This is a genomic window from Streptomyces sp. NPDC029169 (genome assembly GCF_055563935.1).
Genome location: NZ_JBVHXA010000007.1, coordinates 223299 through 249419, shown reverse-complemented (window position 1 = coordinate 249419; position 26121 = coordinate 223299). Strand labels below are relative to the sequence as shown.

28 protein-coding genes and 1 pseudogene are annotated in these 26121 nt (G+C 67.9%); 15 read left to right on the top strand and 14 right to left on the bottom strand.

Annotation, left to right across the window (positions count from 1 at the left end; translation table 11 throughout):
* Nucleotides 1-476: 476 nt before the first annotated feature.
* Nucleotides 477-1205 carry a DUF6193 family natural product biosynthesis protein gene (locus ACZ4VI_RS16225; RefSeq protein WP_467999848.1) on the top strand — a complete coding sequence of 243 codons (729 nt, stop codon included), beginning with the start codon at nt 477-479 and terminating at the stop codon, nt 1203-1205.
* 22 nt (nt 1206-1227) lie between these two features.
* Here ACZ4VI_RS16225 and ACZ4VI_RS16220 read toward each other — a convergent pair.
* Nucleotides 1228-2048, bottom strand: a protein-coding gene (locus ACZ4VI_RS16220; RefSeq protein WP_467999847.1) for an IS5 family transposase whose coding sequence is annotated in 2 segments (ribosomal slippage) — nt 1228-1698 and nt 1701-2048 — 819 coding nt in all. Because the reading frame shifts where the segments join, the coding sequence is not laid out codon by codon here.
* Nucleotides 2049-2130: 82 nt separating this feature from the next.
* On the opposite strand from ACZ4VI_RS16220, the pseudogene ACZ4VI_RS16215 reads away from it, so the two are divergent.
* Together ACZ4VI_RS16215 and ACZ4VI_RS16210 are read left to right on the top strand one after the other, a co-directional pair.
* Nucleotides 2131-2853 (top strand): annotated as a pseudogene (locus ACZ4VI_RS16215) (NF041680 family putative transposase); the annotation flags it as partial.
* 80 nt (nt 2854-2933) lie between these two features.
* Complete coding sequence (locus tag ACZ4VI_RS16210) at nt 2934-3413, top strand: hypothetical protein (protein ID WP_467999846.1); 480 nt, start codon at nt 2934-2936, stop codon at nt 3411-3413.
* 98 nt (nt 3414-3511) lie between these two features.
* On the opposite strand, the gene ACZ4VI_RS16205 is transcribed toward ACZ4VI_RS16210, so the two are convergent.
* Together ACZ4VI_RS16205 and ACZ4VI_RS16200 are read right to left on the bottom strand one after the other, a co-directional pair.
* Nucleotides 3512-7528, bottom strand: coding sequence for an nSTAND1 domain-containing NTPase (locus tag ACZ4VI_RS16205; RefSeq protein WP_467999845.1), 4017 nt, complete (start codon nt 7526-7528; stop codon nt 3512-3514).
* Between the two features lie 486 nt (nt 7529-8014).
* Entirely contained in the window at nt 8015-8584 is a 570-nt protein-coding gene (locus ACZ4VI_RS16200) for a hypothetical protein (protein WP_467999844.1), read from the bottom strand.
* Nucleotides 8585-9176: 592 nt separating this feature from the next.
* On the opposite strand from ACZ4VI_RS16200, the gene ACZ4VI_RS16195 reads away from it, so the two are divergent.
* Nucleotides 9177-9713: a hypothetical protein gene (locus ACZ4VI_RS16195; protein WP_467999843.1), complete on the top strand. Its 537-nt coding sequence runs from the start codon at nt 9177-9179 to the stop codon at nt 9711-9713.
* Nucleotides 9686-10201, top strand: a complete 516-nt coding sequence (locus ACZ4VI_RS16190) for a hypothetical protein (protein ID WP_467999842.1) — start codon at nt 9686-9688, stop codon at nt 10199-10201. The genes ACZ4VI_RS16195 and ACZ4VI_RS16190 overlap by 28 nt, the downstream gene beginning before the upstream one ends.
* Before the next feature lie 121 nt (nt 10202-10322).
* On the opposite strand, the gene ACZ4VI_RS16185 is transcribed toward ACZ4VI_RS16190, so the two are convergent.
* Nucleotides 10323-10772, bottom strand: a complete 450-nt coding sequence (locus ACZ4VI_RS16185) for a DoxX family protein (protein WP_467999841.1) — start codon at nt 10770-10772, stop codon at nt 10323-10325.
* Between the two features lie 200 nt (nt 10773-10972).
* On the opposite strand from ACZ4VI_RS16185, the gene ACZ4VI_RS16180 reads away from it, so the two are divergent.
* On the top strand, nt 10973-12190 hold the full coding sequence (locus ACZ4VI_RS16180) for an amidohydrolase family protein (RefSeq protein ID WP_467999986.1): 1218 nt from the start codon (nt 10973-10975) through the stop codon (nt 12188-12190).
* Nucleotides 12191-12744: 554 nt separating this feature from the next.
* Here the strand turns inward: ACZ4VI_RS16180 and ACZ4VI_RS16175 are convergent.
* From ACZ4VI_RS16175 to ACZ4VI_RS16165, 3 genes are read right to left on the bottom strand one after another with little or no spacing between them, the layout of a single operon-like run.
* Nucleotides 12745-12954, bottom strand: a complete 210-nt coding sequence (locus ACZ4VI_RS16175) for a hypothetical protein (RefSeq protein WP_467999840.1) — start codon at nt 12952-12954, stop codon at nt 12745-12747.
* Nucleotides 12951-13442 carry a hypothetical protein gene (locus ACZ4VI_RS16170; protein ID WP_467999839.1) on the bottom strand — a complete coding sequence of 164 codons (492 nt, stop codon included), beginning with the start codon at nt 13440-13442 and terminating at the stop codon, nt 12951-12953. Before ACZ4VI_RS16170 ends, ACZ4VI_RS16175 begins: the two co-directional genes overlap by 4 nt.
* Nucleotides 13439-13813 (bottom strand): PadR family transcriptional regulator, encoded by a 375-nt coding sequence (locus ACZ4VI_RS16165; RefSeq protein WP_467999838.1) that lies wholly within the window; start codon nt 13811-13813, stop codon nt 13439-13441. The genes ACZ4VI_RS16170 and ACZ4VI_RS16165 overlap by 4 nt, the downstream gene beginning before the upstream one ends.
* A gap of 125 nt (nt 13814-13938) precedes the next feature.
* Here ACZ4VI_RS16165 and ACZ4VI_RS16160 point away from each other — a divergent pair, with 125 nt between their 5' ends.
* Nucleotides 13939-14964: a site-specific integrase gene (locus tag ACZ4VI_RS16160; protein ID WP_467999837.1), complete on the top strand. Its 1026-nt coding sequence runs from the start codon at nt 13939-13941 to the stop codon at nt 14962-14964.
* Nucleotides 14965-15176: 212 nt separating this feature from the next.
* Nucleotides 15177-16397: a pentapeptide repeat-containing protein gene (locus ACZ4VI_RS16155; RefSeq protein ID WP_467999836.1), complete on the top strand. Its 1221-nt coding sequence runs from the start codon at nt 15177-15179 to the stop codon at nt 16395-16397.
* A 126-nt stretch (nt 16398-16523) separates the two neighbouring features.
* Here ACZ4VI_RS16155 and ACZ4VI_RS16150 read toward each other — a convergent pair whose 3' ends face one another.
* Nucleotides 16524-17030: a hypothetical protein gene (locus ACZ4VI_RS16150; RefSeq protein ID WP_467999835.1), complete on the bottom strand. Its 507-nt coding sequence runs from the start codon at nt 17028-17030 to the stop codon at nt 16524-16526.
* Between the two features lie 160 nt (nt 17031-17190).
* On the opposite strand from ACZ4VI_RS16150, the gene ACZ4VI_RS16145 reads away from it, so the two are divergent.
* Nucleotides 17191-18114 carry an FkbM family methyltransferase gene (locus ACZ4VI_RS16145; RefSeq protein WP_467999834.1) on the top strand — a complete coding sequence of 308 codons (924 nt, stop codon included), beginning with the start codon at nt 17191-17193 and terminating at the stop codon, nt 18112-18114.
* A gap of 135 nt (nt 18115-18249) precedes the next feature.
* Nucleotides 18250-18870, top strand: coding sequence for a hypothetical protein (locus tag ACZ4VI_RS16140; protein ID WP_467999833.1), 621 nt, complete (start codon nt 18250-18252; stop codon nt 18868-18870).
* Nucleotides 18871-18956: 86 nt separating this feature from the next.
* Here the strand turns inward: ACZ4VI_RS16140 and ACZ4VI_RS16135 are convergent, their stop codons facing one another.
* From ACZ4VI_RS16135 to ACZ4VI_RS16120, 4 genes are all read right to left on the bottom strand, one after another.
* Nucleotides 18957-19304 carry a hypothetical protein gene (locus ACZ4VI_RS16135; protein ID WP_467999832.1) on the bottom strand — a complete coding sequence of 116 codons (348 nt, stop codon included), beginning with the start codon at nt 19302-19304 and terminating at the stop codon, nt 18957-18959.
* Nucleotides 19301-20041: a GntR family transcriptional regulator gene (locus tag ACZ4VI_RS16130; protein ID WP_467999831.1), complete on the bottom strand. Its 741-nt coding sequence runs from the start codon at nt 20039-20041 to the stop codon at nt 19301-19303. The genes ACZ4VI_RS16135 and ACZ4VI_RS16130 overlap by 4 nt, the downstream gene beginning before the upstream one ends.
* A gap of 8 nt (nt 20042-20049) precedes the next feature.
* Entirely contained in the window at nt 20050-20247 is a 198-nt protein-coding gene (locus ACZ4VI_RS16125) for a hypothetical protein (protein ID WP_467999985.1), read from the bottom strand.
* 220 nt (nt 20248-20467) lie between these two features.
* The gene (locus ACZ4VI_RS16120; RefSeq protein ID WP_467999830.1) at nt 20468-20629 is read right to left on the bottom strand and encodes a hypothetical protein; all 162 of its coding nucleotides are present in this window, start codon (nt 20627-20629) and stop codon (nt 20468-20470) included.
* Between the two features lie 514 nt (nt 20630-21143).
* On the opposite strand from ACZ4VI_RS16120, the gene ACZ4VI_RS16115 reads away from it, so the two are divergent.
* Nucleotides 21144-21899 carry a GntR family transcriptional regulator gene (locus tag ACZ4VI_RS16115; RefSeq protein ID WP_467999829.1) on the top strand — a complete coding sequence of 252 codons (756 nt, stop codon included), beginning with the start codon at nt 21144-21146 and terminating at the stop codon, nt 21897-21899.
* A gap of 142 nt (nt 21900-22041) precedes the next feature.
* Entirely contained in the window at nt 22042-22350 is a 309-nt protein-coding gene (locus ACZ4VI_RS16110; RefSeq protein WP_467999828.1) for a hypothetical protein, read from the top strand.
* A 70-nt stretch (nt 22351-22420) separates the two neighbouring features.
* On the opposite strand, the gene ACZ4VI_RS16105 is transcribed toward ACZ4VI_RS16110, so the two are convergent.
* Both ACZ4VI_RS16105 and ACZ4VI_RS16100 read right to left on the bottom strand, forming a co-directional pair.
* A complete protein-coding gene (locus ACZ4VI_RS16105) occupies nt 22421-23173 on the bottom strand; it encodes a glycosyltransferase family 2 protein (protein ID WP_467999827.1) in 753 nt (250 codons plus the stop codon).
* 8 nt (nt 23174-23181) lie between these two features.
* Nucleotides 23182-23970, bottom strand: coding sequence for a GntR family transcriptional regulator (locus tag ACZ4VI_RS16100; protein WP_467999984.1), 789 nt, complete (start codon nt 23968-23970; stop codon nt 23182-23184).
* A gap of 326 nt (nt 23971-24296) precedes the next feature.
* Here ACZ4VI_RS16100 and ACZ4VI_RS16095 point away from each other — a divergent pair, with 326 nt between their 5' ends.
* From ACZ4VI_RS16095 to ACZ4VI_RS16085, 3 genes are all read left to right on the top strand, one after another.
* A complete protein-coding gene (locus ACZ4VI_RS16095; RefSeq protein ID WP_467999826.1) occupies nt 24297-24671 on the top strand; it encodes a hypothetical protein in 375 nt (124 codons plus the stop codon).
* Between the two features lie 107 nt (nt 24672-24778).
* Nucleotides 24779-25093 (top strand): hypothetical protein, encoded by a 315-nt coding sequence (locus ACZ4VI_RS16090; protein WP_467999825.1) that lies wholly within the window; start codon nt 24779-24781, stop codon nt 25091-25093.
* Complete coding sequence (locus ACZ4VI_RS16085; protein ID WP_467999824.1) at nt 25090-26031, top strand: DUF2637 domain-containing protein; 942 nt, start codon at nt 25090-25092, stop codon at nt 26029-26031. Before ACZ4VI_RS16090 ends, ACZ4VI_RS16085 begins: the two co-directional genes overlap by 4 nt.
* The last annotated feature ends 90 nt before the right edge of the window (nt 26032-26121 follow it).

Here is a 26121-nt window from a genome sequence, read left to right as displayed (position 1 = left end):
GGGCCACCGCCACAAAAGGTTGAGCCAGAACCCCATCAACGCAGCCACCCCTACACGTCACAATTTGGGCGCCTGGTAGCAGATGAGGTCCACACGTCCAGCCGGCGGCGAAACCTCGCCATGTCAGGGTGTGTGCTCAGTGCTTCCATGCACCCCTGTCCATGTTGTTGATGCACTCCGCACGACATGGAAGAACCCGACCGCTGGCGACGGGGGATGCACCAGCGATCGGGCTGTAGCCAACAGTAACAAGGCCGCTTGTTCGGCGGGAACCGAATGTTCCGCTGCGACGAGGCGTTGTGATCGGGATCACGCAACGTAGTTCACAAGTAGGAAAGAGAGTGCGCGGGGCGAGAGCATCTCCGCCTCCGCCGAGGCTTGGCCACCCACCAGGAACCAAACGATCACGTTCGGAAAAGCGGATGGCTTCTTAGAGTCCGTTTCTTTTCGTTGACCCGAGACGCCACACTGCTGAGATGAACCCTGACCTTTATCCCGATCTGGCGGCTGCGGGCACCTTGGCCACCGCTCTGGAGCGCGTGTCAGTCGAACTGGCCGTGGACGTGAACGTGGTGCCCGACGGCTGGGGGACGTCTGTCTCAGCGGTCAGCCCGCCACCTGTGCCGTTCCGTCGGCCTCTGTCCGTTGTTCTCGGAGCGAAGGAGCGCATGTTCCTGCTGTGGGGCAGGAGCCGAGGGGTCGAACTCATCAGAGGATCGACAACAGACCTCAGGGACGTCGTACTGGCGGCAGTGGCCTGGGGGGAGGGCAGGAGCCTGAGTGAACTGCACGAGCTCTTCCCTTTCATGTCCTCGGACGAGCGCGCGAGGGCGCATGAACGCGGTCCAGCGGCGGTAGTGGACCTCCAGTGGCGGCTGTTGAGGGAACAGGCAGCTGGTGAGCCGGGGTTCCCAGAGTTCGGCCTGCTCGTGGAAGCAGCGTACGCCGAGCCGCAGCTCAGGCGGCTGTCGGCGTTCTCCAGTCACTGGACGCTGGGCTTCAGCGCCAGCACTGGCCATGCGTCCAAGGTGGAGGTCGCTATCGTCCCCGCGTGCAACGGCCGCCCCTACCGGGTTCAAGAGTTCCTTCACGACGGCGGCGTGATCAGTGAAGCCGAAACGGCTGACGAGGCTGTCGCTCTGGCAACTGCCCACCTTCCCGTGGGGCTCGGCCCAGCCGTCGCCGGACCTGACGATGCCCTGTGACGGGGGTTGGCACCTCAATGGGTCAGACACTGGGTTGGTTGGTGAGTCGGCGGTAGCCGATGAGGGTTGCGGCTATGCCGACGAAGGCGAGGAAGTGTTCGGCCTTGCGCTCATACCGCCGATGGAGGCAACGGCAGCCGGCCAGCCAGGACACAGTTCTTTCAACCACCCAGCGATGCCGGCCCAGCCGCTGCGAGGACTCGACGCCCTTGCGGGCGATGCGGGGGCGGATGCCCCGCCGACGGAGCCATCGACGCAGGTGGTCGTAGTCGTAGCCCTTGTCGGCGTGCAGTTTCGCCGGCCGTCGACGCCGGGGCCCGCGGCGGGACCGGATCGGTGGGATGCCGCGCACGAGGGGCTCCAGACCCTGGCTGTCGTGCGTGTTCGCGCCGGAAATGCCCAGGGACAGCGGCAGTCCGTTCCGGTCGCAGATCAGGTGGATCTTCGATCCCAGCTTGCCGCGGTCGGTCGGATTCGGTCCCGTCAGTGGCCCCCTTTTGCAGCCCGCAGACTGACCGAGTCGATCGCGCACCGCGACCAGTCGAGCTCGCCCCGCGCTCCGAGTTCGTCGAGGATCACGCGGTAGAGCTTCGCCCAGACCCGGTCCCGGCTCCACTGGGCGAACCGGCGGTAGACCGTGGGCCAGGCCGGGCCGAACACCGGCGGCAGCTGCCGCCACGTGCAGCCCGACGTCGCCACGAAGATGATCGCCGCCAGCGCCTCCCGGTCACCCGTCCGACGTCGGCCACCACCCTGCGGACGTATCACCACCGTCGGCGGCACCACCCGCCTGAACAGTACCCACAACTCGTCCGGCACCAGCCGCTCAACGAGATCCGTCATGCACGGCTCAACGACGGATCACGCCATAAGAAACGACGTCTTAGCTTGTCGTTTAACGTCCGGCGTCGAACGCGGCTCGTAGCACGGCGGCGAGTTCGTCTTCGGCGACTCCGACACCTGGGGCACGGAGCAGGCCGTGACGACCACAGACACGCGGCTCTACGGAACAGCGACCGCTCAAGCTTGGGACCGGCTGCACCCGCGGCTTACCCGCCGGGCGGCCTGGCTCGATCACGACGGGCCGCTGCCCATCATCGAGGGCACCGTCATCCGCCTGGTCGTGGAGAAGCTGCCCAGCGGCGGAGTGAACAAGCCGGTCTGGCTCCGGTGGTCGAGAACCAAGGCCACAGGCAGGGACGTTGACCGTTGCTGGCAATCGTTCCTGCGCCGCTTCGACCTGGAGCACACGTTCCGCCTCTTCAAGCAGGCACTCGGCTGGACCAAGCCACGGGTGCGAAGCCCGGAGGCGGCTGATCGGTGGACGTGGCTGGTGATCGCCGCCTATGCCCAGCTCCGGCTCGCCCGGCCGCTGGCCACCGACCTGCGGCGGCCCTGGGAGAGGCCATCCCCGCCGAACAAGCTAACCCCCGCCCGGGTCCGGCGGGGGTTCAGAAACCTCCACGCGAAGACCGGTTCCCCGGCTGGTGCACCCAAACCCTCTCGTCCCGGTCCGGGGCGACCCCCTGGTTCGAAGAACCGCCGGCTGGCCGCACGCCAGGACGTGGGACGAGTCCTCGCCACTGGCGAGGCATACGCCCACCCGGCCCACCACAAGAAGGGCACGAAACCTCGGCGCACCGGATAGACGACGAGGTCAAGGACACAAAGCAGAATCTCGGTGTCGGCTCGTCACTACACCGAGGCGCCGGTGAGAGCCTTGGGCTCATGGCTGGAGACAACACGCAGCATCAAGACGACTCACAGGGGCAAATGACGCCTGTTCGGGCCGAAGCCGAACGCGTGCTTGTCGAAGCGGAGCGTCGAGAACGCAGCGCCCACCAACGAGTGCGCCTTTGGGGCGTCATGGACATCGCGCTCGGCTTTCCCGCTGCAGTGCTTGCCGGCATCTCCGGAGCTGCCGGATTGGCGTCGCCGAATGCCCGTGTCCCTGCGGCACTGCTGGCCCTCGTCTCCGCTGGCCTCGCAGCAGGGGCAGGCTTCCTCCGCAGCGACGCAAGACGCGCCGAGAACCGACGCAGCCGACTGGCGTGGGCTGAGGTCGAAGCGGGAGCCCGCCTGTTTCTCGCACAGGAGACTCAGCTGGATCGCGAAGCCATCCAGGAAGCACTCCGGAACCTGCTCGACAGCCGGACAAGAGCCATCGCAACCCACACAGAGAATGCCCAAGGTGGGCCGCCCTCGTGATCCAGCAGTATGCAAGCTCCGATCATGTTCGACGCTCACTCGACGGCGGACGATAAACGGCAAGCTTAGGGAACACGCCGTGTTGAGCCTCGGGTCAGCTACTGGTCGCACGGAGGCTCGTACGAGAGGCGAGGCAGATACTCGGCCCATTTTTCCGGCGTCAGAATGCCTCGGGTGGTCGAGCAAACGCGACGAACGGCCTCGCCGACGTTCAGGTTCCACAGGCGGACGGTATCGGTGCCGCTCGATACGCCGAGCATGTGGCTCTTGGGGCTGAATGACAAGAAGTTGCCCGTTTTGGCGTTGGGGCTCATCGATTGACCGATGGGAGCGGCTGCGGAGGGGCGGGCGACGTTCCAGAGCCGGACCGTGTTGTCATTGCCACCGCTCGCCAGCGTGCGGCCGTCCCGGCTGAACGTCAGCGACACGAGTGCCTCGGTGTGGCCGGTGAGGGTGGAGACCGGCCGGGCCGCCTTGAGAGGGCCGGCGATGTTCCAGAGCCGGACCGTGTTGTCATCGCTCCCGCTGGCCAACGTGTGGCCGTCCGGGCTGTAGGCGAGCGCGTTGATGGGGCCGAGGTGCCCTGTGAAAGGTGATCCCAGTGGGGTGACATGTCGTGGGTCGGCCACGTTCCAGAGCCGGATGGTGTCGTCCGCGCTGCCGCTCGCGAGAGTGCGGCCATCCGGGCTGAAGGCGAGGGAGTTGACGTAGCCGCTGTGACCGGACAGCGGCGTGCCGAGCGGAAGAAGGCGGGACGGGTCGCCGGCATTCCAGAGCTGTATGGTGCGGTCGTCGTAGGCGGTTGCCAGGGTGCGCCCGTCCGGGCTGAATGTCAGCGCACCGGGACCCGCGAATCGTGTCCGTAGCGCCACGGGTGGCCCATAGGGCACAGGCCGAGTCGGGTCAGTGATGTTCCACAACTGCACTGCGCGGTTTCCCATGAACGCCGCAAGTGTGTGGCCGTCAGGGGAGAGCACCAGCGCACGCGTGTCACCCTCCCCGGGCATGAACGGATTGCTCAGGAGCGCGGGCGCGTGGGGAGTCTCCACGTTCCACAGCCGGACCCTTCCGTCGCGTGCAGCCGTGGCGAGCACCCGCCCATCCGGGCGGAACGCTCCGATTCGGCCGATCATGTCCGAGGTTGGTATCGACCACAGGCGGATCTTGTTGTCGCCACTTCCTGTGGCGAGGGTTCGGCCATCGGGGCTGAAGCCCACGGCGTATATCTCGCCGCTGCTCCCGGCAAGGGGCTCGCCGACCTGCGACGGGTAGGCGGGATCACTGACGTTCCACAGGCTCGCCCTGCTGTCCGCGCTGCCGGCGGCGAGCATGGCCCCGTCCGGGCTGAAGGCCACGGACCACACGGGACCAGTGTGACCAGTGAGCGGCGTGCCGATCGGCGTCGCATGCCGGGGGTCGGCCACGTTCCAGAGCCGGATGGTGTCATCCGAGCTGCCGCTGGCGAGAGTGCGGCCGTTGGGGCTGAAGGCGACGGAGTGCACCGTGTCCGTGTGGCCGGTCAGCACCGCGTCGACAGGCCTCGGGCGACGTGGATCGGCGATGCCCCACACCCTGATCGTGGCATCGTCGCTCCCCGCGGCCAGCGTTTCGCCGTCGGGGCTGAACGCCACAGAACGCACGGCGGCCGTGTAGCCGGTCAAAGCACTGAGCGCGCGTGGCCGGCGGGGGTCCGCCACGTCCCACAGGCGAACGGTGTGGTCGTCGTTGGCGGAAGCCAGCGTCCGTCCGTCCGGGCTGAAGGCGAGCAAGTAGATCGCACCCGCACGGGCAGTCAAGGGCAGACCGAGCGGCTGCGGGTGGCGGGGATCCCGCACGTCCCACAGGCGAATCGTGCCGTCGTCCGAAGCGCTCGCGAGGGTGTGGCCGTCAGGACTGAAGACCGCGGTGCTCACCCAACTCGTGTGGCCGGTGAGGGGCCCGCCCAGAGGTTCGGGGCGAGTCGGGTCTGTCACGTCCCAAAGCCGGACGGTCCGGTCGTAGCTGGCGGTGGCCAGGATCCGCCCGCTCGGGCTGAACGAGGTGAGGTAGACGGCGCCGGTGTGGCCGAGGAGAGGGGTGGCCAGCGGCGCGTTCACGATCGAGATCAAGCGATTGCGCGTGCCCTCGTCGTCCGGGCGCAAGCGGTACGCCACGAGGTCGAGCTGAGCGGACAACGACGGATCCGTGTACTGGACCCGATCCGCTTCAGCGAGCACCTGCGCAAACACCGCGTCGTCCCGCTGCTGCCACGCCACCACCGCCGAACCGACGGCCAGCATCGCCAGGACGACCAGAGCCGACACCGCGCCACGGCTGAGCCGGACTGTGCGCCTGCGCAGCCTCACCGAAGCAGCCAGGAATTCCACCGCGCTCCGGGTCAGAGCGCCGTCACCGGCACATTTTGCCCAGCTGTGGGCCTGCTCCAGACGGGAGCCCCGGTAGAGCAGTGACGTGTCGCGGTTCGCGCCCTCCCATGCCCTTCCGTCCTCCTCCAGTCGCTGGCGCAGCAGGTTGCCGCTCCTGTCCTCGTCGATCCAGTCGCGCAGGCGTGGCCAGGCGTGGAGCAGCGCTTCATGGGTGATCTCCACGGTCTCCGCGTCGAGTGTCACCAATCGGGCGTGAACCAGCGCTTCGAGTGAGTGCTCCGTCTTGTTGGGGTCCGTCGACTCCTCCGCCAATTGGCGCCGCGTCCCCCGCCTACGGGTGGCCTGGGTGTCTTCGCCCAGCTTGACCAGCCTGAGGAGGAGCAGTCTCGCGGCCGTGCGTGCTGCCGGGTCGAGGCTCGACCAGGCCCGCTCGGCGGTCGCCGCCACCGCTCCCTGGATTCCGCCCGCCGCGCGGTAGCCGGCCAGCGTCAGTCTTCCCGCCTTCCGTCGCTGCCAGGTGGCGAGCAGGGCGTGGGAGAGGAGCGGCAGCGCCCCAGCGCCGTGCCCTCCGCGGGGGCCGTCAGCGCTCACTTCCCGGACGATCAGCTCCGCCAGCCCCGGTTCGAGTTCCATACCCACGGCCTTGGCAGGGCCAGTCACCGCTTCGCGCAGCTCCGTGGTGGTCAGCGGCCCGAGCACCATGTGCCGGTGTTGCAGCGCGTCGGCCAGTTCGGGATACCCGAGGCATTGCTCGTAGAAGTCGGCGCGTATGCCGAGTACTACGAGCACGGGGGCCGGATCACCGGGGTCGGCGGGCGTGCACGCAGCGTGGAGGAGTTGGATGAAAGTGCGCCTGTTCGCCTCGTTGGAGCAGAGGGTGAACGCCTCCTCGAACTGATCCACGATGACGACGGGACGGGCGGGGGAGGATGTCTCGCGGTGCCCCCATGCCGTGATGGCCTCCCGCACGACGTGCGCGAACTGCGGAGTACCGGGCTTCTGCGCCGCCGGTTCCTCCGCTTCCTCCGCGACAGAGATGACGGGTGCAAGCTCAGGGATCCGGTGGGTCAGCTCTGCGAGAGGATCGGCTCCCGGCACGAGTTGGAGTACCTTCCTCGCCCGGCTGTCCGCGTCGCCCCATGTGCCGTCCCGCAATGTGGGCACCAAGCCAGCGCTCAGCAGGGAGGATTTTCCCGCCCCTGAGGCGCCCACGAGCATGACCAAGCCACCTGTCTTCTCCGCTGCGCGGAGCTGAGCGACGAGGGCATCCGTGCTCCGCTCTCGGCCGAAGAACCACCTGGCGTCTTGCTGACGGTACGGAGCCAGCCCCCGATATGGGCACACACCACCCGGGACGGTCAGGGCTTCGACCGGGGGTCGTTCCTTCTCTTCCGCGGATGACGCGGGGCAGTCGCCGACCGGGTCGGTAACCGCGCGCTCCCAAAGGCGCTGCCACTGGGCCAGGTCGTACAGTCCCGTGGACACCGGCGCGGGCCGCAAGCGCCGTGCTTGGGGTATCAGGATGTGCAGCACCGCTGCGAGGGCGGCGAACTGGGCAGGCACGTTCTTGGCCCGTCGCCAGTCGCTGATCCGCTGAGAGGACACCCGGACGGGCCGTCCTCGCTCGTCGACCCGCTGAAGCTGGACGACCGCCTCGGCCACGCGCTTGAGGGGAGGGTTGCCGGCCTCCTTGTACAGGAGCGCGAGCCGTTCCGCGAAGGCTGTGCGTGCCTCTGAGTCGGCGCTCAAGGCGTCTACCCCTTACTTCCCCCGCACCTGGACATCCGGACCGGAAAACTCACTCTATATGGCTGACCTGCGGTTAAGCCCTCGGCCTGATGGCGGAATCTCCTCGAAGGGAGCCGCACCTGACAGGATCACGAAGCAGTAGCGAACCAGCCACGCGTCGTCCGGATAGGCCACCAGCTCAGAGAGTAGCGACGATCTCGTCGCCTCATCCGGACTGCCCATAGCGTCGACCACGGGTCCCGCCATTCCTCGATCCGCTCCGTACCAGCGGATCGACGCCGCGCGCATCGTTCGGTACCGGTCCCCACGAGGGGAGGGACCGGTGCCGAACGACGCGACAGGAGGGCACGCGGGCCGGCACGCGGCTGTCCGGCGAGGGCAGCAATCGCATGCCGTTCACATCGTTGGGGCTGCCGCTTGTGACTCAGGCCACTTCCGATGCCGCGCCACGCATTCTCCCCACCACCCCCGGGAGCGCCCAAGCGGTCAGGCGTTGCTGGCGTCGTCCTCACGCCGCGCGGAGGGCAGCAAGAGGTCTCGCTCGGGATGCTTCTCACCAGAGACGCTGCCGTCCACTCCGAGGTCGACGCGCGCCTCCTCGTGGAAGTTGTTGATCGCGCGGAAGACGGCGCGGTTTCGCTCGCGCCACTCCTCCAGGCTCCCTTCGACCTTGCCGGTGGCCTGCCAGTCGACCTGGAGGGCCACGGCGTTCAGCTCGTGCGCAGCCTCCACCACGTCGTCGCCGGCAAGGAGCATGATCCGCTCGAAGGCTCGGCCGCGGGTCCGGCCGGCCTCCGACATCTCGGCCAACAGCTCCTGATCCGGCTTGTCGCGCTCCCGCAGGCCCTCACGGCACTCGTAGAGGTGGACCGCCAGGAAGATGCAGGCGCGGACGCTGTCGATGTAGCCCTCGTAGGCTTCGAGCTTCTTGGTGTCCCATCGAGTCACCAGCTCGTGCTTCTTACGCTGGCGCTCCATCGCGTACGTCGTGAGGTGGGTGGTCAGCGCGCCCAGCAACACGGCTGCGATCGTGACCCACTGCTCGGCGCTCCCCATGCGTCCCCCAGACAAGAAAGTCATCTAGATGTCTAGAGGATCTTAGGAGTGGGCATCCCCATCCAGCTCCCGCGGCGGCGCCTGGCTGCAACATGGGGGTGTCACGCCGACCGTCGTCATGTTTGTGCCGGTCATCGCTGCTTTGTGACGCTGTGACACCTGTGACTCCCCCATGTTTCAGCCTCACGGCACAAGCACTCTGCTCGCCGACGAAGCCCTCGCGACGATGACTGGACCGGCGGGAGGCCGCAGTCGACCCTGGGAGATGTGGGGTGCTAGCAACGTCGCGAGTCGGCGAACACTGTGGCAGGCAGTGAACTTGACTGTGCGCAGCCGGTGTTGGCAGCGACGGAAAACCCCCCTTCCTCAATTCTTGCTCAGAAGAACGCTCGTTTCTCCCGCATCCCCTGCGAACACGGTTACGGTCTTCGCACAGGCCACCTCACTGACCTAACAGGTGGCCTCCAATCAGTCTTGATGTGGGGGAACTATGCGTTTTACGGCACGGGGGACTGCCGTCCCGGTCTTCGCTCTGGCTCTGCTGAGCGGCTTGGCGTCCCCGGCCCACGCTGCAAGCGAGGAACCGGAGCCCGTGACCACTTCAGTCGAGGTTGCGGAAGCGGCTGCGCCCGAGGACGACTCGCTGGCGCGACTGCCGGAGGCGTCGGCAAACGGGGAGACCGGCACACAGGCATGCGACAACCCTCGCCGCACATGGATCGAGATCACCTCGAAGACCGGCATCCACATGCCTGCCAAGTTTGGGGGTACGTCCTTCAAGGACGGGCCGGGAGGCATCATGGTGGTCAGGGTGGAAAAGTCAGGCAAGATCACCCGGGAAGTCAGCGCGGGCGGGGAGGTAGAGGTCAGCGGCATCGTCGCCAAGGCCAAGGTCTCGATCTCGGCCACGATCGGCACCGAGGCCGGAGTCACTGTGGGGCACGAGTACCGCAGAAACGTGACCAACGGCAAGTACGGTCATCTCCAGTACGGCTCCTGGGGGTATTCCGTGAAGTGGGCCAAGTACGAGACCAGCGCGGATCGATGCGGCAAGAAGCTCATCAAGAGCGGAACCGCGAAGCTTCCCACGTCGGAGGTCGGATGGCGGTACTGGGAGACGAACTCGTGACGGCATCGCGCAAGCCAATGACCGCCGCTGTGGCCCTCGCTCTCGTGTCTCTCCTGGCGGCCGGCTGCACCGACGGCGCGACGCCGTCGGGCACTCCTTCGGCCTCGGTGACGGGGAAGCCGACGAAGACGCAGTCACCCCCAGGTGAAAGCGAGGAAGACCAGGGCAAGCGTGCCAAGGCCGCGGTGGAGACGGTCTCACCGGACGACCCGGAGTTCGTGGAATCCGGACTGGAGCGGGTCCGGGAGGGCGTGCACACCCTCTCCCCGCTCCAGAAGGGAAAGGCATACAAGGTCTCTGTGGCCTGTGCCGGAACAGGGACTGTGAAGGTCGTCATCGCGGACAAGACTCCTCAGTCCGTGCCGTGCGACGGAGTACCTGTGGGCCAGCGCATTGAAAAGGCCCCGGCACAATTGCCGATCGATGTCACCGCAACAGACGGGGCAACAGGAATGATCGCCTGGCAGATCATCTCCATTCCATCCTGACAGCGACACTTCGATGGGTCCCGCCCACTCTCAGAAACGGTGGGCGGGACCCATCTGCTGTGACATTCACATCGAGACCCCGGGCTGAACGGCAGTTCTCCAGCGGCGCAATCTTCCCGTTTTAGAGAAACCAGCCCACCACGCTGTCCAGTGACCACTCCTGCCACCCCATGGCGAAGAACGCGACGGCCGAGATCAGTGCCATCATCAGGTTCTGGCCCTGCTCGCCCCAGTCGTGAATCATCAGGACCAGGTAGATCAGGTTGAGGGCCAGGCCGGCGACCAACGCGATCGGCGTCAGGAACCCAAGGATGATTCCGAGGCCAAGGGCGAGTTCTGCGTACGCGACGAGGTAGGCCATCAGGCGCGGGCGGGGCTTCACCACGACGTCGAAGCCTTGGCGGACGAACCCCCAGCGGTGCTCGGCCGCCACGCCCGCCGCCCAGCGGATCCCGCCGCCGGCGAACCAGTCCTTCTTGTCCTTGTGGCGCCAGCTCTCCAGCCACCACAGACCGAGGCCGATCCGGAGAACCGCTATCCACTCGGCTCCGTCGAGCCAGATCGTCTTCATCAGGAACCCCTCCGTGCTCAGTCTGACGATGCGTCAGTTCAGCGGATCGAAGCTCGTCTGACAAGGGGGGCTGTCGCGGCGTCAGCCTTGCCGCTTGTGGAGCTACCCCATAACCTCAAGCTGACGGTTCGTCAGATTCTTGTCGGGAGACCGACGAGCGGCAGGGGGTACACGACGTGGCTACCGACGACAGCGGCACCATGGATCTCCCGAAGGTGATCAGCGTGGACGATCACGTGATCGAGCCCGCGCACCTCTTCGAGACCTGGCTTCCAAGCAAGTACCGCGACCGTGGGCCGAAGCCCTTCACCGCCGGGATTGGCGAGCTGGCGTACATCGGCGGCAAGTACCGGTTCACGACCGACCCGGACGGCCAGCTCACGGACTGGTGGCGATACGAGGGCGAGATCTTCCCGTACAAGCGGATCATCGCCGCCGTCGGCTTCTCCCGCGACGAGATGACCCTGGACGGCATCACGCGTGAGCAGATGCGCCGGGGCTGCTGGGACCCGAAGGCACGGATCGCCGACATGGACATGAACCACGTCGAGGCCTCGCTCTGCTTCCCAACCTTCCCGCGCTTCTGCGGCCAGACCTTTGCCGAGGCCAAGGACAAGGAGGTCGCCCTTGCCTGCGTTCGCGCGTACAACGACTGGATGGTGGAGGAGTGGTGCGGTGACAGCGGGGGCCGACTCATCCCGCTCTGCCTCATCCCCCTCTGGGACATCGACCTGGCGGTAGCGGAGATCCGGCGGAACGCGGCCCGTGGCGTGCGCGCGGTTACCTTCTCGGAGATCCCGACGTACCTCGGGCTGCCGTCCATCCACTCCGGCTACTGGGATCCGTTCTTCGCGGCCTGCGAGGAGACGGGGACCGTGGTCAACATGCACATCGGATCGTCGTCGCAGATGCCCGCCGCCTCCCCGGACGCCCCCCCGGCCGTCCAAGCCGCGCTCAGCTTCAACAACGCGATGGCGTCGATGATGGACTTCCTGTTCAGCGGTGTCCTGGTGAAATTCCCGCGACTCAAGCTCGCCTACAGCGAGGGTCAGATGGGCTGGATCCCGTACGCCCTGGAGCGCGCGGATGACGTCTGGGAGGAGCACCGGGCATGGGGCGGGGTGAAGGACCTCATCCCAGAGCCGCCGTCGACGTACTACTACCGGCAGATCTTCTGCTGCTTCTTCCGCGACAAGCACGGCATCGAGGCGATCGAGACCGTCGGCGTCAACAACGCCACCTTCGAGACCGACTACCCGCACGTCGACTCGACATGGCCGCACACAAAGCAGGTGGCAGCGGATCACGTCGCCGGCCTTCCCAACGACGTCACGTACAAGCTCCTCCGAGGCAACGCGATCCGGATGCTCGACCTGCCCTTCGACCGGGACCTGTCGGCCGTTCCGGGCGCCCGCTGAGCGGTACGAAGCACTCCGGCGGCCGGCTCGTACGCCGACCGCCGGACTGGTGCATCAACACACTCACGCCACCGAGGCCATGGTCCGCCAGAGTTCGGCGCCGCAGCAGCAGCCCTGGACGTCCGGTGCCAGCAGCGGCATGAGCGCGCACTCGTCCAGACCCTCGAGTAGGGACAGTCGGGCCGACAGCCGCCCGGGATGACAACAACCTCAAGGGGTCAGGGGGTTGGCCCACCGTCGCCCGTGTTCACGCCGATCAGAACACCGACCACAATCAGCGCGAGCAGAAGGTAGAACCGGGTCTTCAGGGTCATGACCGCCCCCTCCTCGGTGCCGGACGGCACGCCATCACGTCGACAGCACCGTACCCGCCGCAGGCACGACGGAGCCCCGGAGGCATCTCGCCCCGGGGCTCCGTCGTGCCGTCAGTTGGAGGCCCTGACCGTTCCTGTCAGGTTCCCTGGCTCCAGTAGCAGTCCGAGCGCTAGGAGTCCGGGGCATCTCGGCCTGAGCAGCACACCCACCGTTCGGACGTTCAGCTCTCCAGGTCGTGGTCAGGGACCGATCAGCTTGTGCAGGGCTACGGCGCTGAGTCCGAAGGCAGGCAGACCTGCGAGCAGGGCGCCGGCGATGCTGCTGACGCTGAAGTACGCGAGGACCCCGATCGCTGTCCCGAAGAACAGGGCCATCAGCAGCACGAGCGCCGAGTGCGCGGTCAGCAGTGGGTCCTGGTCGGGGCCCCCAGGCGGTGGCGCGGCGGTCATGCTGTCTCCTTCTCGGTGCCGGTGCGGATGGTGTACGCGTAGCGGGGCATGGCCAGCACCATGGAGAGGATCCAGCCCCACCGCTGGCGACGTGTGGACAGGTCCGTGAGGTAGGCCCGCTGTTCCTCCACCCAGTCCGCCCGCTCGCGCGACGGGAGGGCCAAGACGGCCAGCCGGAGAACGCCCAGACCTCCGGCGGGAGCACTTGACGCGGATACCTCCATGCGATCCCCGAGACCGTAGGCGGGACCAGGCGACGGGACCACTTGCACAAAGCGGTTTCCGAAGGTCAAGGAGACGCCGTCGGGCCGATGGAGGTTCAGGTTGATCACGCGACGCGGCAAGGTGTCGCGCAACTCGACTTCAACGAGGTAGCGCCCGCTGGCGTCGATCTGCTCCACGCCAACCGAGCCGATGAGCTCAGGGTCGTCGATCTCCTGGGGCAGCATGGCCATCAGGTCCTCGGACCCAGGGATTTCGATGCTCATGCGCCGCCCCCCGCCAGGCCGGGGTTCGTGAACGCTCCGCGCGGGGCGGCAGGCTCGGCTGCCATGGCTTCCGCCAGTGCCTGGGGGACGAGGTCCGCTCCCTTGGACGTGATCTTGTAGAAGCGGCGGCGGGGGCGGCCCTCGGCTTCCGCGATGGCGTCCTGTTCCCAGTAGCGCTCCACCCATCCCGCCTGGCGGAGGCGTTCGAGGATCGGGAACAGCGTTCCGTTGGGGAGCCCTGAGAGCCGGGAGAGCTCCAGTCCGTAGAGCCCCTCGGTCAGGACGACGGAGCGGCGCTCGCCGCCGGCCCCCTGCCCGAGGAGTGCCCGCAGCACTGTTTGGGTGTGGGCGGTCATCTTCACGGTTGACATGGCATCAATCTACCTAGGTAGAGGCCGAATCGTCTACCTAGGTAGACCCTGCAAGGTCTGGACTCCGGATAAGCTCCCCATGTCCGCAGTCCAGAAAGCCGCATGACGGTCCATCGGGAGAGACCATGACGAACGCGGATCTGTCGGTCAGTTCCAGCAGCGCCCCGCCCGCGGCCGCCGGCCCGGCCCGGCCGGAGGAGTACGACGAGCAGACCCGCGCCGCGCTCGACCACATCGACCGCCGGGCCGTCCGCATCGTCGCCGACGGCCGACCGGAGCGCACCCGCACCGGCTACGCCCAGGACTGGGCGAGCTGGACGGCGTTCTGCACCGAGAGCGGTGCGCCCCTGCTCGCGGTGACCCCCGGTACCCTGACCGCGTACGTCGAGTGGCTGTGGACCCAGCCCGGGTGGAAGCCCGGAACCCTGATGGCGCCCTCCACCATCGACCGCCGGATCTCCGGCACCGTCGTCTCCGCCCGCGACGAGCACGGCGTGAAGACGGAGCAGGGCGTGGCCCGCCTCGCCCGCAACCGGCTCAAGCAGCTGGTGAAGGAGATGGAGAAGACCGGCGAGAAGCGCGGCCGAGGCCAGGCCGCCCCGCTCCTGGTCGACAACCTCATGGGCATCCGCGACCGCGCCCTGGTCCTCATGCACTTCGCCGTCGCCGGCCGCGAACACGAACTGGCCGCCAACCGGGTGCGCGACTACGCCGCCGCCCCCGGTGGCATCCAGGCCGACCTCCGCGTCTCCAAGGTCCGCCCCCGCGTCGTCCCGGTCCCGTACGGCTCCCGCCCCTCCACCTGCCCCGTCCGCGCGTGGACCGCCTGGAAGGAGGCCGCCGAGCTCACCGACCCGGACGGCCCCGCCTGGCGCCGCCTCCACTCCCGCTGGCACACCGTCATGGACGGCGGACTGCAGCCCGAATCCATCGGCGACGTCATCACCCGCGCCGGCCAGCGCGCCGGGATCGAGATCCGCTTCACCGGCCACAGCCCCCGCCGAGGACTCGCCACCTCATCCCGGCTCAAGGGCCACGACCAGATCGTCATCGCCAAACAGGGTGGCTGGGCCCCGCACTCCAAGGTGCTCGCCGGCTACCTCGAAGTCGTCGACCAGTGGGAGGACAACGCCCTGCTCGGCGTGCTGTAGGAACCGCACGGCCGAAGACCGACAAGCCGGCGGCCGGGCCGAGAGCGGCAGGGGCGTGTCGCCGCCCCCACGGGTGTCGGTACGCCGCCGAACGGCCGTCTCGGCCGCCGGGCGACGCGGAGCGCGCCCATGGTGAAGGGGTGGCAGGCAAGCTGAGGTGGTCCCATCAGGGCCGGGCGTCGGGTGGACGGCACGCCCCGCGCCTCGCGCGGGTGTGGATCGTCGCCCCGCTCGCCCTCATTGCGGCCATCGGCACCGGCTACCTTATCTACCGCTTCGTCGTCGACCGCCTCGTTGCCAACACCTCGGACGCCATCAAGACCACCCTCGCCATCCTCACCCTGGCCGGCGCCGTGCTGGCGGGCGTGTATGCCTACCGCAAGCAGCGCATCGCCGAAAGCGACGCCCACCGCGCCGACGCCAACCAGTTCGCCGACCGCTACACCACAGCGGCTGAACACCTCGGCCACGACAAAGCCGCCGTACGCCTGGCCGGCGTCTACGCGCTCGCCCGGCTCGCGGACGACTGGGAAGAACAGCGCCAGGTGTGCATCGACGTCCTTTGCGCCTACCTCCGTATGCCCTACCAAACCGACCCGAATGTCCCCGGATACAAGGAGGGCGAACGCGAAGTCCGGCACACCGTCATCCGCCTCGTCCGGGACCACCTCCGCCTCGACCCTGACCATGCGCACTCCTGGCACAGCCGCGACTTCGACTTCACCGGGGCGACCTTTGACGGAGGAGACTTCTCCAGCGCAGCGTTCTCCGGCGGCACGGTCCGCTTCGACCGTGCGATGTTCTCCGGCAGCGAGGTCAGCTTCGACCGTGCGATGTTCTCCGGCAGCGAGGTCAGCTTCGACCGTGCGATGTTCTCCGGCGGCACGGTTAGCTTTTACCGCGCAGCGTTCACCGGCGGCACGGTCAGCTTCACGCGCGCAGAGCTCTCCGGCGGCATCCGCTTCGCCGGCGCCAGGTTCTCCGGCGGCACGGTGAGCTTCCACCGTGCGATGCTCTCCCGCGGCAAGGTCAGCTTCACCGGCGCAGAGTTCGCCGGCAGCCTCGTCCGCTTCACCGGCGCAGAGTTCTCCGGCAGCCTCGTCCGCTTCACCCGCGCCAGGTTCTCCGGCGGCACGGTCAGCTTCACCGGCGCGATGTACTCCGGCGGCATCGTCGACTTCACCCGCGCAGAGTTCTCCGGCAGCACGGTCAGCTTCACCGACACGATGTTCTCCGGCGGCGAGGTCCGGTTCCACGACGCAAAGTTCTCCGCCGGCGAGGTCAGCTTCGACGACGCGACGTTCTCCGGCAGCAGCGTGGACTTGCGAACTGTCGCCTCGTGGGCGTCGCCGCCCCACTTCGACGACTTGGTGTTGGCTGCCCCACCCGCAGGACTCCTCCTTCCCTCTCCAGACGTCGTTCGACCGAGCTGACCGTTGCGCCGTCATGGCTCACTTGTCCGGAGTCAAGGAACCGGACATGACAGGCCATAGGGAGGTGCCGTCACGACCCTCACGCCACCGGACGAGCTGGCACCCGGCATTCCGGTCCCCGGCGGCCTACATCCAGCCCGCTGCCTTGGCTGCAGCGACTGCCGCCGTCTCGGCGGCCTCGGCCTTGGCGTTCAATTCTTCGTCCCGCCCCAGGGCGCTGCCGCCCGCGGCCTCTGCAGCGGCAAGGGATGCCTGGAGCGCGCCTCTGTAGGCAGCCTCAGCGAGCTCGCCACCCTCGTCGTGAGCCTTCGCCACCTGGGCGGCGACGGTCGCCGTAGCCGCAGCGTTCCGCGCGCACCGCGCGTCGGCTGCCGGGTCGGGACCGCTCTCGGACAGTGCGTCGATGGACTGGCTCGACAGACGCACCGCGTGGGCCGCCTTCGACTCCGGGCTGTTGGGCACGAGCTTCGCCTGACTGTCGTCGACTCCGGCGTGGCGGCAGGCTGCCACAGCACGGTTCACGGCACTACGGGCGCGGGCGCCGTGGAGGTCGCGAAAGGCTGCCTCTGCAGTGCCTGCGCTTTCCTGAACCGTGGTGGCTTCGGACTGGGCGGTTCCGTTGGGTGCGGTCATGACCGTCTCCTCGTCTACCGGTGCGCTCGTCGGCGGCAGGGTGGCACGCGCTCTCCGAAGAGACCAGAGCGACGCAGGGATTGATTGACCGAGGCAACAAGACACGTGGCAGTTGCCGCGCGCTACGGTTCGGGGTGAAGTCCGGCAGAGAGGCAAACGGATGATCACCCCCGTGTCAGAGGCTTTGGTGACCCTCGGGCGTCGGTACGTACGCGATGCTCCGATCTCCGTCGGCAAGGCGTTGCTCGCCGGCCGGGTCCTCAACCGCCACCTACGGGAGCACGCCCGCCGCCGCGTCACTGTGACCGAGTTCGGCGCCCGGGTCGCCGTCGACACCCAGGACCTCATCCAGCGGTACCTCTACCTGTTCGGGGTCTGGGAGCCGTACATGACCGGATGGCTCCGGCGGCGGCTTCGGCCCGGGGACACGTACGTCGACGTCGGCGCCAACATCGGGTACTACAGCCTCCTCGCCGCGCAGCTCGTCGGGAGCGAGGGCCAGGTCGTCGCCATCGAGGCGTCGCCCGTGTTTCACCAGCACCTCCTGCGGAACGTCGCACTCAATGAGTACGGCAATATCCGTGCGATCAACAGCGCGGTCTCGGACACCGAGGAGACCCTGAAGTTTGTGCTCGCCAGCTCCGCCAACATGGGGGCGAACAGCATCGTTCCGTACGAGGGTCCGGCCGAGTCGACCTTCGAGATCGCGGCGCGACCGCTGCCGGATCTCCTTACCGAGGACGAGATCCGTCGGGCCCGAGTGATCAAGGTCGATGTCGAAGGTGCCGAGGGAAGCGTCGTACGAGGGATGGCGGCCATGCTCCCCCAGCTCCGTCCGGACGCAGAGATCACGGTGGAGGTGACCCCGGAGCGTATGGCGCAGCTCGGCGACTCCGCCGACGAGCTGATGGCGACCATGAAGGCGCACGGCTTCCATGCGTACCACCTCGTCAACGACTACACGCCGGAGAGCTACGTGGCGGCGCTCCACGGGGCCACCCGGGTCCCGCAGCGCCTCGTCGGGTCTCTCCTCGGGGAGAGCGATTTGATCTTCTCCAGAGTCGATGCGGAGGACCTGGCCTGACGCAGCCTGCGGCTCTCGATGTCAACGTCGCCCCTCTGGCACTGGGCCGGACCGGCGAACATGTCAGCCCGTTGGGGGACCTGGGGCCGCCGATCGGGGGAGGTGTTGTCTGACCTGATCCCTACGGTGCCAGCCATGAGTGAACTGCTGTCGCTGTGCGACGACCAGACCAGTCTCAACTTCATCGAGGTGGAGCTTGTTCAGCGACTCCCCGAGGGATCCCATGAACTCGTGTCCGACCCCCAATGCGAGCTGCAGGCCGGGCACAGCGGAGTGCACGCGGCCCTTGCACAAGAGTCTCAGGGGAGGTTCTGGTGGCTCGTGTGGGCACCTGATGGAAGTCAGCTCCGGTTTCAGGGGCAGGAGACCGATCGCCGCATCTATCCAATCGGGAACTGCGGAAGGCAGTCGTCGGAAGACGAAGACGAGTTCTGCCTATTGATGCAGAACCATCCTGGGGCCCACAGCTACGAACTGGAGTCCAGCGGCCCCCGCACGCCCGCCCGATGGGTCCGCAGGAACCTTGCCGCCCTGCTTCGCGAGGCGATGGCCCCGGAGGAGCTGTCCTTCTACAAGGAGGTCGAGGAGAGCCTGGACACCCCCGGTGATGTCCTGCCACTGATCACAGAGGGTGAGGCGATCGCGCTCGGCATGATGCTCCTGCGCCATGCACCGGATGACCCTGTTCTTGAGGACCTGGTGGACAAGCTCCTGAACAGGATGGAACAGCGTCACAGCGAACTGGTGGGCGCCTGAGTAGCCGGATTGGCCGCAACGTCGCCGCACGCCACAAAGCCCGGGTTCCGTGATCGGGAACCCGGGCTTCGTGAATTGAGGCGAGGTCAGCAGAAGGACGCTGCTGGCAGACGGGGCCCTTCATCGCCGTCCCCGGTGCCGATATCGGTCGGCAGAGAGAGACGGTGGCCTCGGCTCTCCGCGACGCGGAGCACATCCCGGAGCGCTGAGGTCAGAGCACGCGCCAGGCTCCGCAGCTCGTCCGACGTGGCCGTTGAGTCTGCAAGCAGTTCCGCAGCGTTGCCCAGAAGATCGGTCCCCAATCCGACCTGGATCGCTTCAGTGTTGTCGGCCAGCCGGGAAAGGTACCCGGTGCTGTCGTCGGCACTGAGGAAACACGGCTTGCCTTCGGGCCCCTCCCAAGGAAGAAGGCGCAGCTCGTTGCTGGTGGTCATCCTTCCGACCCCTTCTCTTCGGTCATCGTGTGGTGGGTGATGAAGACGGCATCTGCGCGGTCACCAGGGAGCACCAGGACCGTTCCCTCGACCACGCGGCCGGTGGCGTCGACCGCCACACGTTCGATCGCGAGGACGGCCTGGGCCATGCTGATGCGCAGGGTGACCGCTTCCTCGGCCGTGGGGAGGCGGGCGCCGATCCGCTCACGGACCTCGGCGAGAGGCGGGCGCAGTGCGGCGAGCCGCGCTTCAAGACCCTCTTCCCAGCGCGACTCGGCGGCATCGTGGACGTCCTCGGGGGCCAGGTCGCGAGGGATGTAGACGCGACTCAGGCTGTGCGGGGACTTCCCCTGCTGGCTGAGGCAGCGGTACTCGGTCAGCGGAGCGCCGGCGGGTACACGCAGAAGGTTGGTCAGGCTCCCTCGCGCCCGCAACCTGGTCGTACGGACGGTGACCCGTAGGCCGGCATTGGCCGCGGCCTGGGCGTCGGCGCGCTGGCCGCCGCCGACGTACGTGATCCGCTGGAGCGGGTGCCGGATGAAGTTCCCCCGGCCGTGGACCTTCTCGACCAAGCCCTCGCCCTGAAGGACCGCGAGGGCGCTCCGCAGGGTGGGGACGCTCACCGTGTAGCGGGAGGCGAGCTGGGCCTCCGAGGGGAGGCGGTCGCCGGCCTTGATCCGGCCGGTGGAGATCTGTCCGCGCAGGTCGTCGGCGATGATCTGATGGCGGGAAGCCACGGAGTGAATCACCACTTTCTCAACATCCTCAGGGCGATGAGCCGAGTACGGGAGTGCATGGTCAACAACTCGCCCGACTCGAACCGCAGCCGCTTGGCTCCGAGGGGCAGTTGGAAGAGGTCGGCCACACGGCACGGCTGGCCGCCTATCTGGATGACGTCGCCGCGTTGGACGGTGGCTGCCGTGACCTCGATGGACGAGGCCATCGCCCCGCTGGGCACCCAGGTACTCACCGTCCACCACCCTCCGACGAAGCCGGGTGGTGGCAGGAGCAGGTGCAGGTCTCGTAGATCACCGGGATGTCCATCGGCGCTGCGAAAGGGTCCGAGTGGGCGCAGTCGCGATGGGACCCGATCCGGCACGCGGTGGACCGGTACGGGGCAGGAGTGCGGGCGTACGGCACACGCGTACGGCGACTCCGGGCCGTCACTGCGCGACCTCCGGAGCCCAAGTGCCGACGCGCGCGGCCATGTACGCACGCGCCGCCGCACGCCGCGCCCGCTCCTCGGCGGCCAGGACGTACGGGCGGACAAGCGCCGTCTCCTCACCCGCGAGGACGTCGCAACGGGCCGCGCCGAACCGCTGCACCGCGCGACCAAGGTGAACGACCGTCGGTCGAGCAGGAGTTGCGGGGCCCTGACGGTGTCGGCCCCTCGATGTCTGACACTGTGATCTGGCGCGCGCGAGAGCGCCACGGATACGGTTGAACATGCTGATCAGCTCCTTAGGGCTGATGGCCGTGCCCCCGGGCGGCGCGCACCGTCGCGGGGGTTTTGTCATTCACTCCGGCCCATACGCTGCGGCCGTCCGCGCTGCTGTCGACAAGACCGAAACAGTCGGCCGTCTTCAGCACTGCCAGGAGCTCTCGCCATTGCTCGGGAGTGAGCGATTGAGGTACGTGCGCCTCGACATGGATGCGGCTCTCGTGACGCGTCACCAGGGACTCGAGCCCCAGGGCGGAGAGACATGCGGTCATGCGGTCGACGCGACCTTCGGGGGATAACGCGAGGCTCTCCCTCGGCTGCACCTGATCACCCCGCAAGCTAGATAGCTAAGAGCAAGCTAGTTATCTAGATTAGAGGTAGTGCTCTAGATTTTCCATATGCGTGAGCAGCCGCCGTACCTCCACATCGCTGACGTGCTACGACAGCGCATCGCCGACCAGGAATGGACGCCGGGAGACCGGCTGCCCTCCCGTGCGCAGTTGGCTCAGGAGTGCGGCGTGGGCGAGGCCGTCATCCGTCGCGCTCAAGAAACGCTCATCGCGCAGGGGGTCCTGGAGGGGCGGGCCGGCTCGGGGACCTACGTCGCAGAGCCGCGGGAGCGGCTACGCATGGTCCGCTCACAGCAGCGCGAGCACACGGATGGCTCCCTGTTCCGCGCGGAGATGGCGACGTTCGGCAAGAGGGGCACGTGGGAGAGCCGAAGCGAAGCGATGGTGCCGGCCCCGGCCGACATTGCCTCGCGCCTGGGCATCCCCGAGGCGGACTACTGCGTACGCACTTCGTACGAGTACCTGGCCGACGGCAAGCCCGTACTGGTGTCGACGAGTTGGGAGCCGTACAGCATCACGTCCGGCACGCTCGCGGTCCTGCCCGAGGGTGGGCCGTACGCCGGGATGGGTGTGGTGCGTCGCATGGCGGAGATCGGCATCACCGTCAGTCGTGCCGAGGAGCGGCCGGAGCCCGGACACGCGAACGCCGAGGAGGCGGCCCTGCTCGGCGTTCAGCGGGGCGCGCTCGTCACGCGCATCCAGCGGACCTACTACAGCGACGATGGGCGCCCGGTGGAGACGGCTGACATCGTCGTGCCCGCCGCTCTCTGCGAGATCGTCTATGAGGTCCCGATCAATGCGTAGCCGCAGGGCTGACCACCACGGCGCCTCAGGCCAGGAAGTGGCCTCGGTCGTCACACCGTGCTCTTGGCGTCACCGAGACAGCTGAAGCCCTGATCAAAGGCCGCTTGCGCTCGCCCACCGGCTGACTGGCATCATCCGTTGGATGACCGCTGATCACGGTGGTCATGCAGGGAGGGGATCGGCTGTGGTTGTGGGTATAGCGCTTTTCGTACTGGGACTGGCGGGCATCGCGTGGGGAGCGATGTTCCTCTTCAACGTGCGGGGCGCGGCAGACAAGGTCGCCGCGAGGCGCAACGCGGTGAGGGCTGCGACCGCAGTACGGACCCTGGATATGGGACTCATGGAGCCATCGCGATTCGGTGCCTGGTTCTTTCGACTCATGGGCGGCATCGTGTTGTTCGGCTCGCCCGTGATCGCGCTCGCCGGCCTCGCGATCGCCACGCTCGAATAACGGCCCGACCTGCAAGCCTGACGGACAAGGCGCCCTCCCGAAGCCAGGGGAGGGCGCGCTCTTGCATGCCTCAGGCCGGGTACCGCCACCCGAACTCGGCAAGCTTCTCCGCGCGCGCCTGCACGACCGCCATGCGCGCGTCGCGCTCCGCCGCCTCCGTGTGGGAGGGCTGGCTCGTCGCCTGTCCAGGCCACTTGCGGTACAGGAGGCCGACCTCGGCCGAGAACCAGCCGCGGCTTGTCGCGTTCAGGGCCATCAGCAGGCCGGTGTCCTCGGAGGCCGGCAGGGCCATCCAGCCGCCCAGGGCGAGGAGCAGGTCCTTGCGGACGAAGAGGGTCGCTGGGTGGACCTGGGCGCGGAAACCATTCGCCTTCCAGTACTCCAGCACCTCGCCGCGCTCGATTGCGCCGGGCTCCGGGTCGCCGGGGAAGCCCACGGTCGAGCCGTCGGGCAGGAAGTCGAGCACGCGGGACGTCGCCCAGCCGATCGACGCGTCCGCTTCGAGCGCGGCCAGGTCGCGGGCCAGCACGCCCGGGGCCAACTGGTCGTCGGCGTCAAGAACCTTGACGTAGTCACCGTCCGCGTGGGCCATCGCCATCATGCGCGCGACGCCGGGACCGCCCGGTCGGCCCTGACGGAAGGACACCCGCTCGTCGTCGGGGACATGCGGGGCGACCTGGTCGGTCTTGCCGTCCTCCTGGATCAGCCAGTGCCACTCCCAGCCATCCGGGAGTTCCTGCTCGCAGATCGACTTGTACGCGTCCGGCAGGAAGTGCGCCGACGGAGCGTGGACAGCGGTGACGATGATGATGCGCCGGCTCACGGCAGCACTCACCACCTTTCCAGGGGAGTGGTGAAGAGCATTTCCGTGCGGTCGCCAGGAAGCGTCACGTCGGAGATCTCCACGGCGCGGTTGTCGGTGTCGTACGAGGTCTTGCGGAGGACGATGACCGACGTCCCCGGCGGAAGTTCCAGTTCCTCGGCCTCTTCGGGCGTCGGCGGGCGGGCGATGATCAGCTCCTCGATGCGGTCGAGTTCGATGCCGATCGTCATGAGCTGGTTCTGCGTGCCCCCCGGCCACGGCTCCTTCGTCTCGTCCAGGAGATCGGGGTTCACCGCGACCATGTCGCGCACGAGATACGAGGACACGAGGGCGAAGGGCGCGGTCTCCGCCGCGTACCGCGTCCGGTAGACCCGCTCGACCAGGGCCGTGCCCTCCGGGACTCCGAAGGCCTCCGCCAGGGACGCGTCCGCCTTGGCCTCGCCGTAGGAGGCATGGAAGACAAGATCGTTCACCTGGAGGCCGGTGTCGTGCTCGGTGGCGCCGGTCTGCAGCCGTTCCTGCTCGGTCTCTCGCGCGCGGCGCTTCTCCCACTGGTGGCGCAGGTTCGTGCGGAGTACGCGGGTGCGGGGCCGTCGGACGAAGTTGCCGCGGCCGTGCTTCTTCTCGACCAGCCCCTCGCCCTGGAGGAGGCGGAGCGCTTCCCGAATCGTCGGGACGCTCATCTTGTGCCGCTCGGCCAGCGCAGTCTCCGCCGGAAGCCGGTCGCCAGGCGCTAGCTGACCTGCGCGGATGGCCTCTCTCAGCTCATCGGCGATCTTCTCGTACGCCTTAGCCATGTGGTGCTCACCGTTCCAGTCGAGGGACGCCGCCAGCATACGACTCCTAAAGAGGTCTTGACGACCGGAGGAGACGTACGCAATAGTCCTAGGCAACTCCTAAAGAGGTCTTGAGGACTTGACTTCTTTAGGAGTTGCGACGCCTGATGCCCGGAGGAAAGCCCGCAGGGGTGAGTACGAAGGCCGCATTCGTCCCTTGAGAACTCCACAGCGTGCCTGAAAGAACAGCGCATTTGATCTTCGGCGCCGTCGTCCCGACGGTGCCCGTTCCACCGGGGGCGGGACTTCCGCCTCCGGTCCGCCACCTGTTCCCGAAGGGGGGACCCATGCAGCTCGCCATCGGCGATGTCGTCCGGGATCGCGGCGACTTGGCCCTTGCCACCGTGGCCGGGATGGCCACCAACGCGGAAGGCAACCTCGTCGCACTCCAGCTCTCGGGCGGAGGCGTACGGCTGACCTCGCCCTACGACCTGGACCTCGTGGCCCGCCACAGCCGGCCGCCGAGCGCCGCCCACACCGTGGTGTCCGTGCTCGCCCTCGTCGTGGCCCTGGCCGCCGCCGTCATCGGCTGGCGTTCTGCCCAGGAGCTCGGCGCCGGATGGCCGCTGGCCTTCCTGACGGGCCTCGGCTGCTACACCGCCGTCAAGCTCGCGTACGAATCGTGGGCACGCCTGACCGGGCCTCGCCGCTTCCGCGTCTGACGGTTCTCGCGCCCTCCGCACTTCCCTGCCGACGGCGGTGGTCGACGGGCCAAACGATGCCCACCGCCCTCGGCTCTCCCATCCCATCCCGGACTCAGGAGAGACCGATGCGCACGTACGTTGGCGGCCAGGAGGCCGTGAACGCCCTTGAATTCACCGAGCTCGCCTACGGGTTCGAGTTCGACATCCCGATGCCCGAGGACTTCCGCGATCTGTTCCTCGGCGTGCCGGACGAGACCGGCGAGCAGCGGGCCGTCCGGCTCGCCGCCGCCCGTGACGTGCTGGCGGAGCTGCGGGAGTCGAGCGACGCCGACGAGGTGTCGCTGCTCAACGCGCTCTACGCCGAGCAGCTGATGAGCGCGGTGCCACTGAAGAACCGGGTCGTGAAGACCCGGGCTCCGTGGTCGAGGAAGGCCGCGTGAACGAGCCCGACCCGCGCACCGCGACACGTCCGCAGCTTCCGCCGCTCACGAGGAGCGAGCGGGTCCTCCTCGGCACGGTCGCCCCCGCCGGCGCTGGAGTCGGTGGTCTCGGCCTGGCCTCCTCGTTCAACTCCGTCTCGGAGGCGGCGGAACGCTGGGGCTTCACGGAGCCCTGGATGCTGCCGATCGGCATCGACTTCGCGATCCCCGTCTTCACCGCGGCGAATCTGCTGCTCATCAGGTTCGGCATGCCGCTGGCCTGGGTGCGCGTGGTGCCGTGGGCGCTGACGCTCGTCACGTGCTGGCTGAACGTCGCTGCCGGGACGTCGACTTCGGCCCGGATCGCGCACGGGACGATGCCGCTCCTGTGGGTCGTCCTCAGCGAGATCGTCGCTCACGGGTACGCCGTACGGATCGGCGCGGCCACCGGTCGCCGGATAGAGCGCATCCGGCGCTCCCGCTGGCTCTTCGCGCCCCGCGCGACGCTCGCTCTCTGGCGCCGGATGGTGCTCTGGGAGCTGACCGATTACCGCGAGGCCCTGCGCGAGGAGAAGCGGCGCCTGCTGGCCCGCGCCGAACTGCGCGAACAGTACGGCAGCCTGTGGCGCTGGAAGGCGCCGCGCCGTGACCTCGTACTTCTCCGGATGGGCGAACTCGACCCTGAGGCGTCGCAGGACGAGAACGAGGACGACGAGACCGAGCCTCCGAAGCCCCGGCCTCGGCGCCGCAGCGCACGCGACAAGAACAGTCCCCGCATGAGCTGGGACGAAGCGCTCATCAAAGCCCGTGCCCTGACGGCTGATTGGTCGTACGAGCACCTGGACGCCGAGCGGATCCGCAAGGCCGTCGGATGCAGCCAGGACCGGTCCCGTCAGCTTCGGGACGTCCTGAGGACCGAGCGCCAGGAACAGATGCTGCCCGACCCGGCCGGCGTCTGACGACGAAGACCGCCCCACCTCTTTTGCCGGGCCCGGCCGCTGCTTTGGCGGGTAGGGCCGGGGCCCGGCTGCCCCTCCTTCAGGAAGGAA

Coding starts and splice junctions, on each gene's coding strand:
- ACZ4VI_RS16185 (WP_467999841.1), bottom strand. CDS start 10,772: ATGAAGACGATCTGGCTCGACGGAGCCGAGTGGATAGCGGTTCTCCGG.
- ACZ4VI_RS16150 (WP_467999835.1), bottom strand. CDS start 17,030: ATGACCGCACCCAACGGAACCGCCCAGTCCGAAGCCACCACGGTTCAG.
- ACZ4VI_RS16160 (WP_467999837.1), top strand. CDS start 13,939: ATGACGAACGCGGATCTGTCGGTCAGTTCCAGCAGCGCCCCGCCCGCG.
- ACZ4VI_RS16175 (WP_467999840.1), bottom strand. CDS start 12,954: ATGACCGCCGCGCCACCGCCTGGGGGCCCCGACCAGGACCCACTGCTG.
- ACZ4VI_RS16090 (WP_467999825.1), top strand. CDS start 24,779: ATGCGCACGTACGTTGGCGGCCAGGAGGCCGTGAACGCCCTTGAATTC.
- ACZ4VI_RS16140 (WP_467999833.1), top strand. CDS start 18,250: ATGAGTGAACTGCTGTCGCTGTGCGACGACCAGACCAGTCTCAACTTC.
- ACZ4VI_RS16115 (WP_467999829.1), top strand. CDS start 21,144: ATGCGTGAGCAGCCGCCGTACCTCCACATCGCTGACGTGCTACGACAG.
- ACZ4VI_RS16190 (WP_467999842.1), top strand. CDS start 9,686: ATGGCGGTACTGGGAGACGAACTCGTGACGGCATCGCGCAAGCCAATG.
- ACZ4VI_RS16225 (WP_467999848.1), top strand. CDS start 477: ATGAACCCTGACCTTTATCCCGATCTGGCGGCTGCGGGCACCTTGGCC.
- ACZ4VI_RS16145 (WP_467999834.1), top strand. CDS start 17,191: ATGATCACCCCCGTGTCAGAGGCTTTGGTGACCCTCGGGCGTCGGTAC.
- ACZ4VI_RS16125 (WP_467999985.1), bottom strand. CDS start 20,247: ATGGCCTCGTCCATCGAGGTCACGGCAGCCACCGTCCAACGCGGCGAC.
- ACZ4VI_RS16170 (WP_467999839.1), bottom strand. CDS start 13,442: ATGAGCATCGAAATCCCTGGGTCCGAGGACCTGATGGCCATGCTGCCC.
- ACZ4VI_RS16100 (WP_467999984.1), bottom strand. CDS start 23,970: ATGGCTAAGGCGTACGAGAAGATCGCCGATGAGCTGAGAGAGGCCATC.
- ACZ4VI_RS16210 (WP_467999846.1), top strand. CDS start 2,934: ATGGCTGGAGACAACACGCAGCATCAAGACGACTCACAGGGGCAAATG.
- ACZ4VI_RS16180 (WP_467999986.1), top strand. CDS start 10,973: ATGGATCTCCCGAAGGTGATCAGCGTGGACGATCACGTGATCGAGCCC.
- ACZ4VI_RS16110 (WP_467999828.1), top strand. CDS start 22,042: ATGACCGCTGATCACGGTGGTCATGCAGGGAGGGGATCGGCTGTGGTT.
- ACZ4VI_RS16095 (WP_467999826.1), top strand. CDS start 24,297: ATGCAGCTCGCCATCGGCGATGTCGTCCGGGATCGCGGCGACTTGGCC.
- ACZ4VI_RS16165 (WP_467999838.1), bottom strand. CDS start 13,813: ATGTCAACCGTGAAGATGACCGCCCACACCCAAACAGTGCTGCGGGCA.
- ACZ4VI_RS16200 (WP_467999844.1), bottom strand. CDS start 8,584: ATGGGGAGCGCCGAGCAGTGGGTCACGATCGCAGCCGTGTTGCTGGGC.
- ACZ4VI_RS16135 (WP_467999832.1), bottom strand. CDS start 19,304: ATGACCACCAGCAACGAGCTGCGCCTTCTTCCTTGGGAGGGGCCCGAA.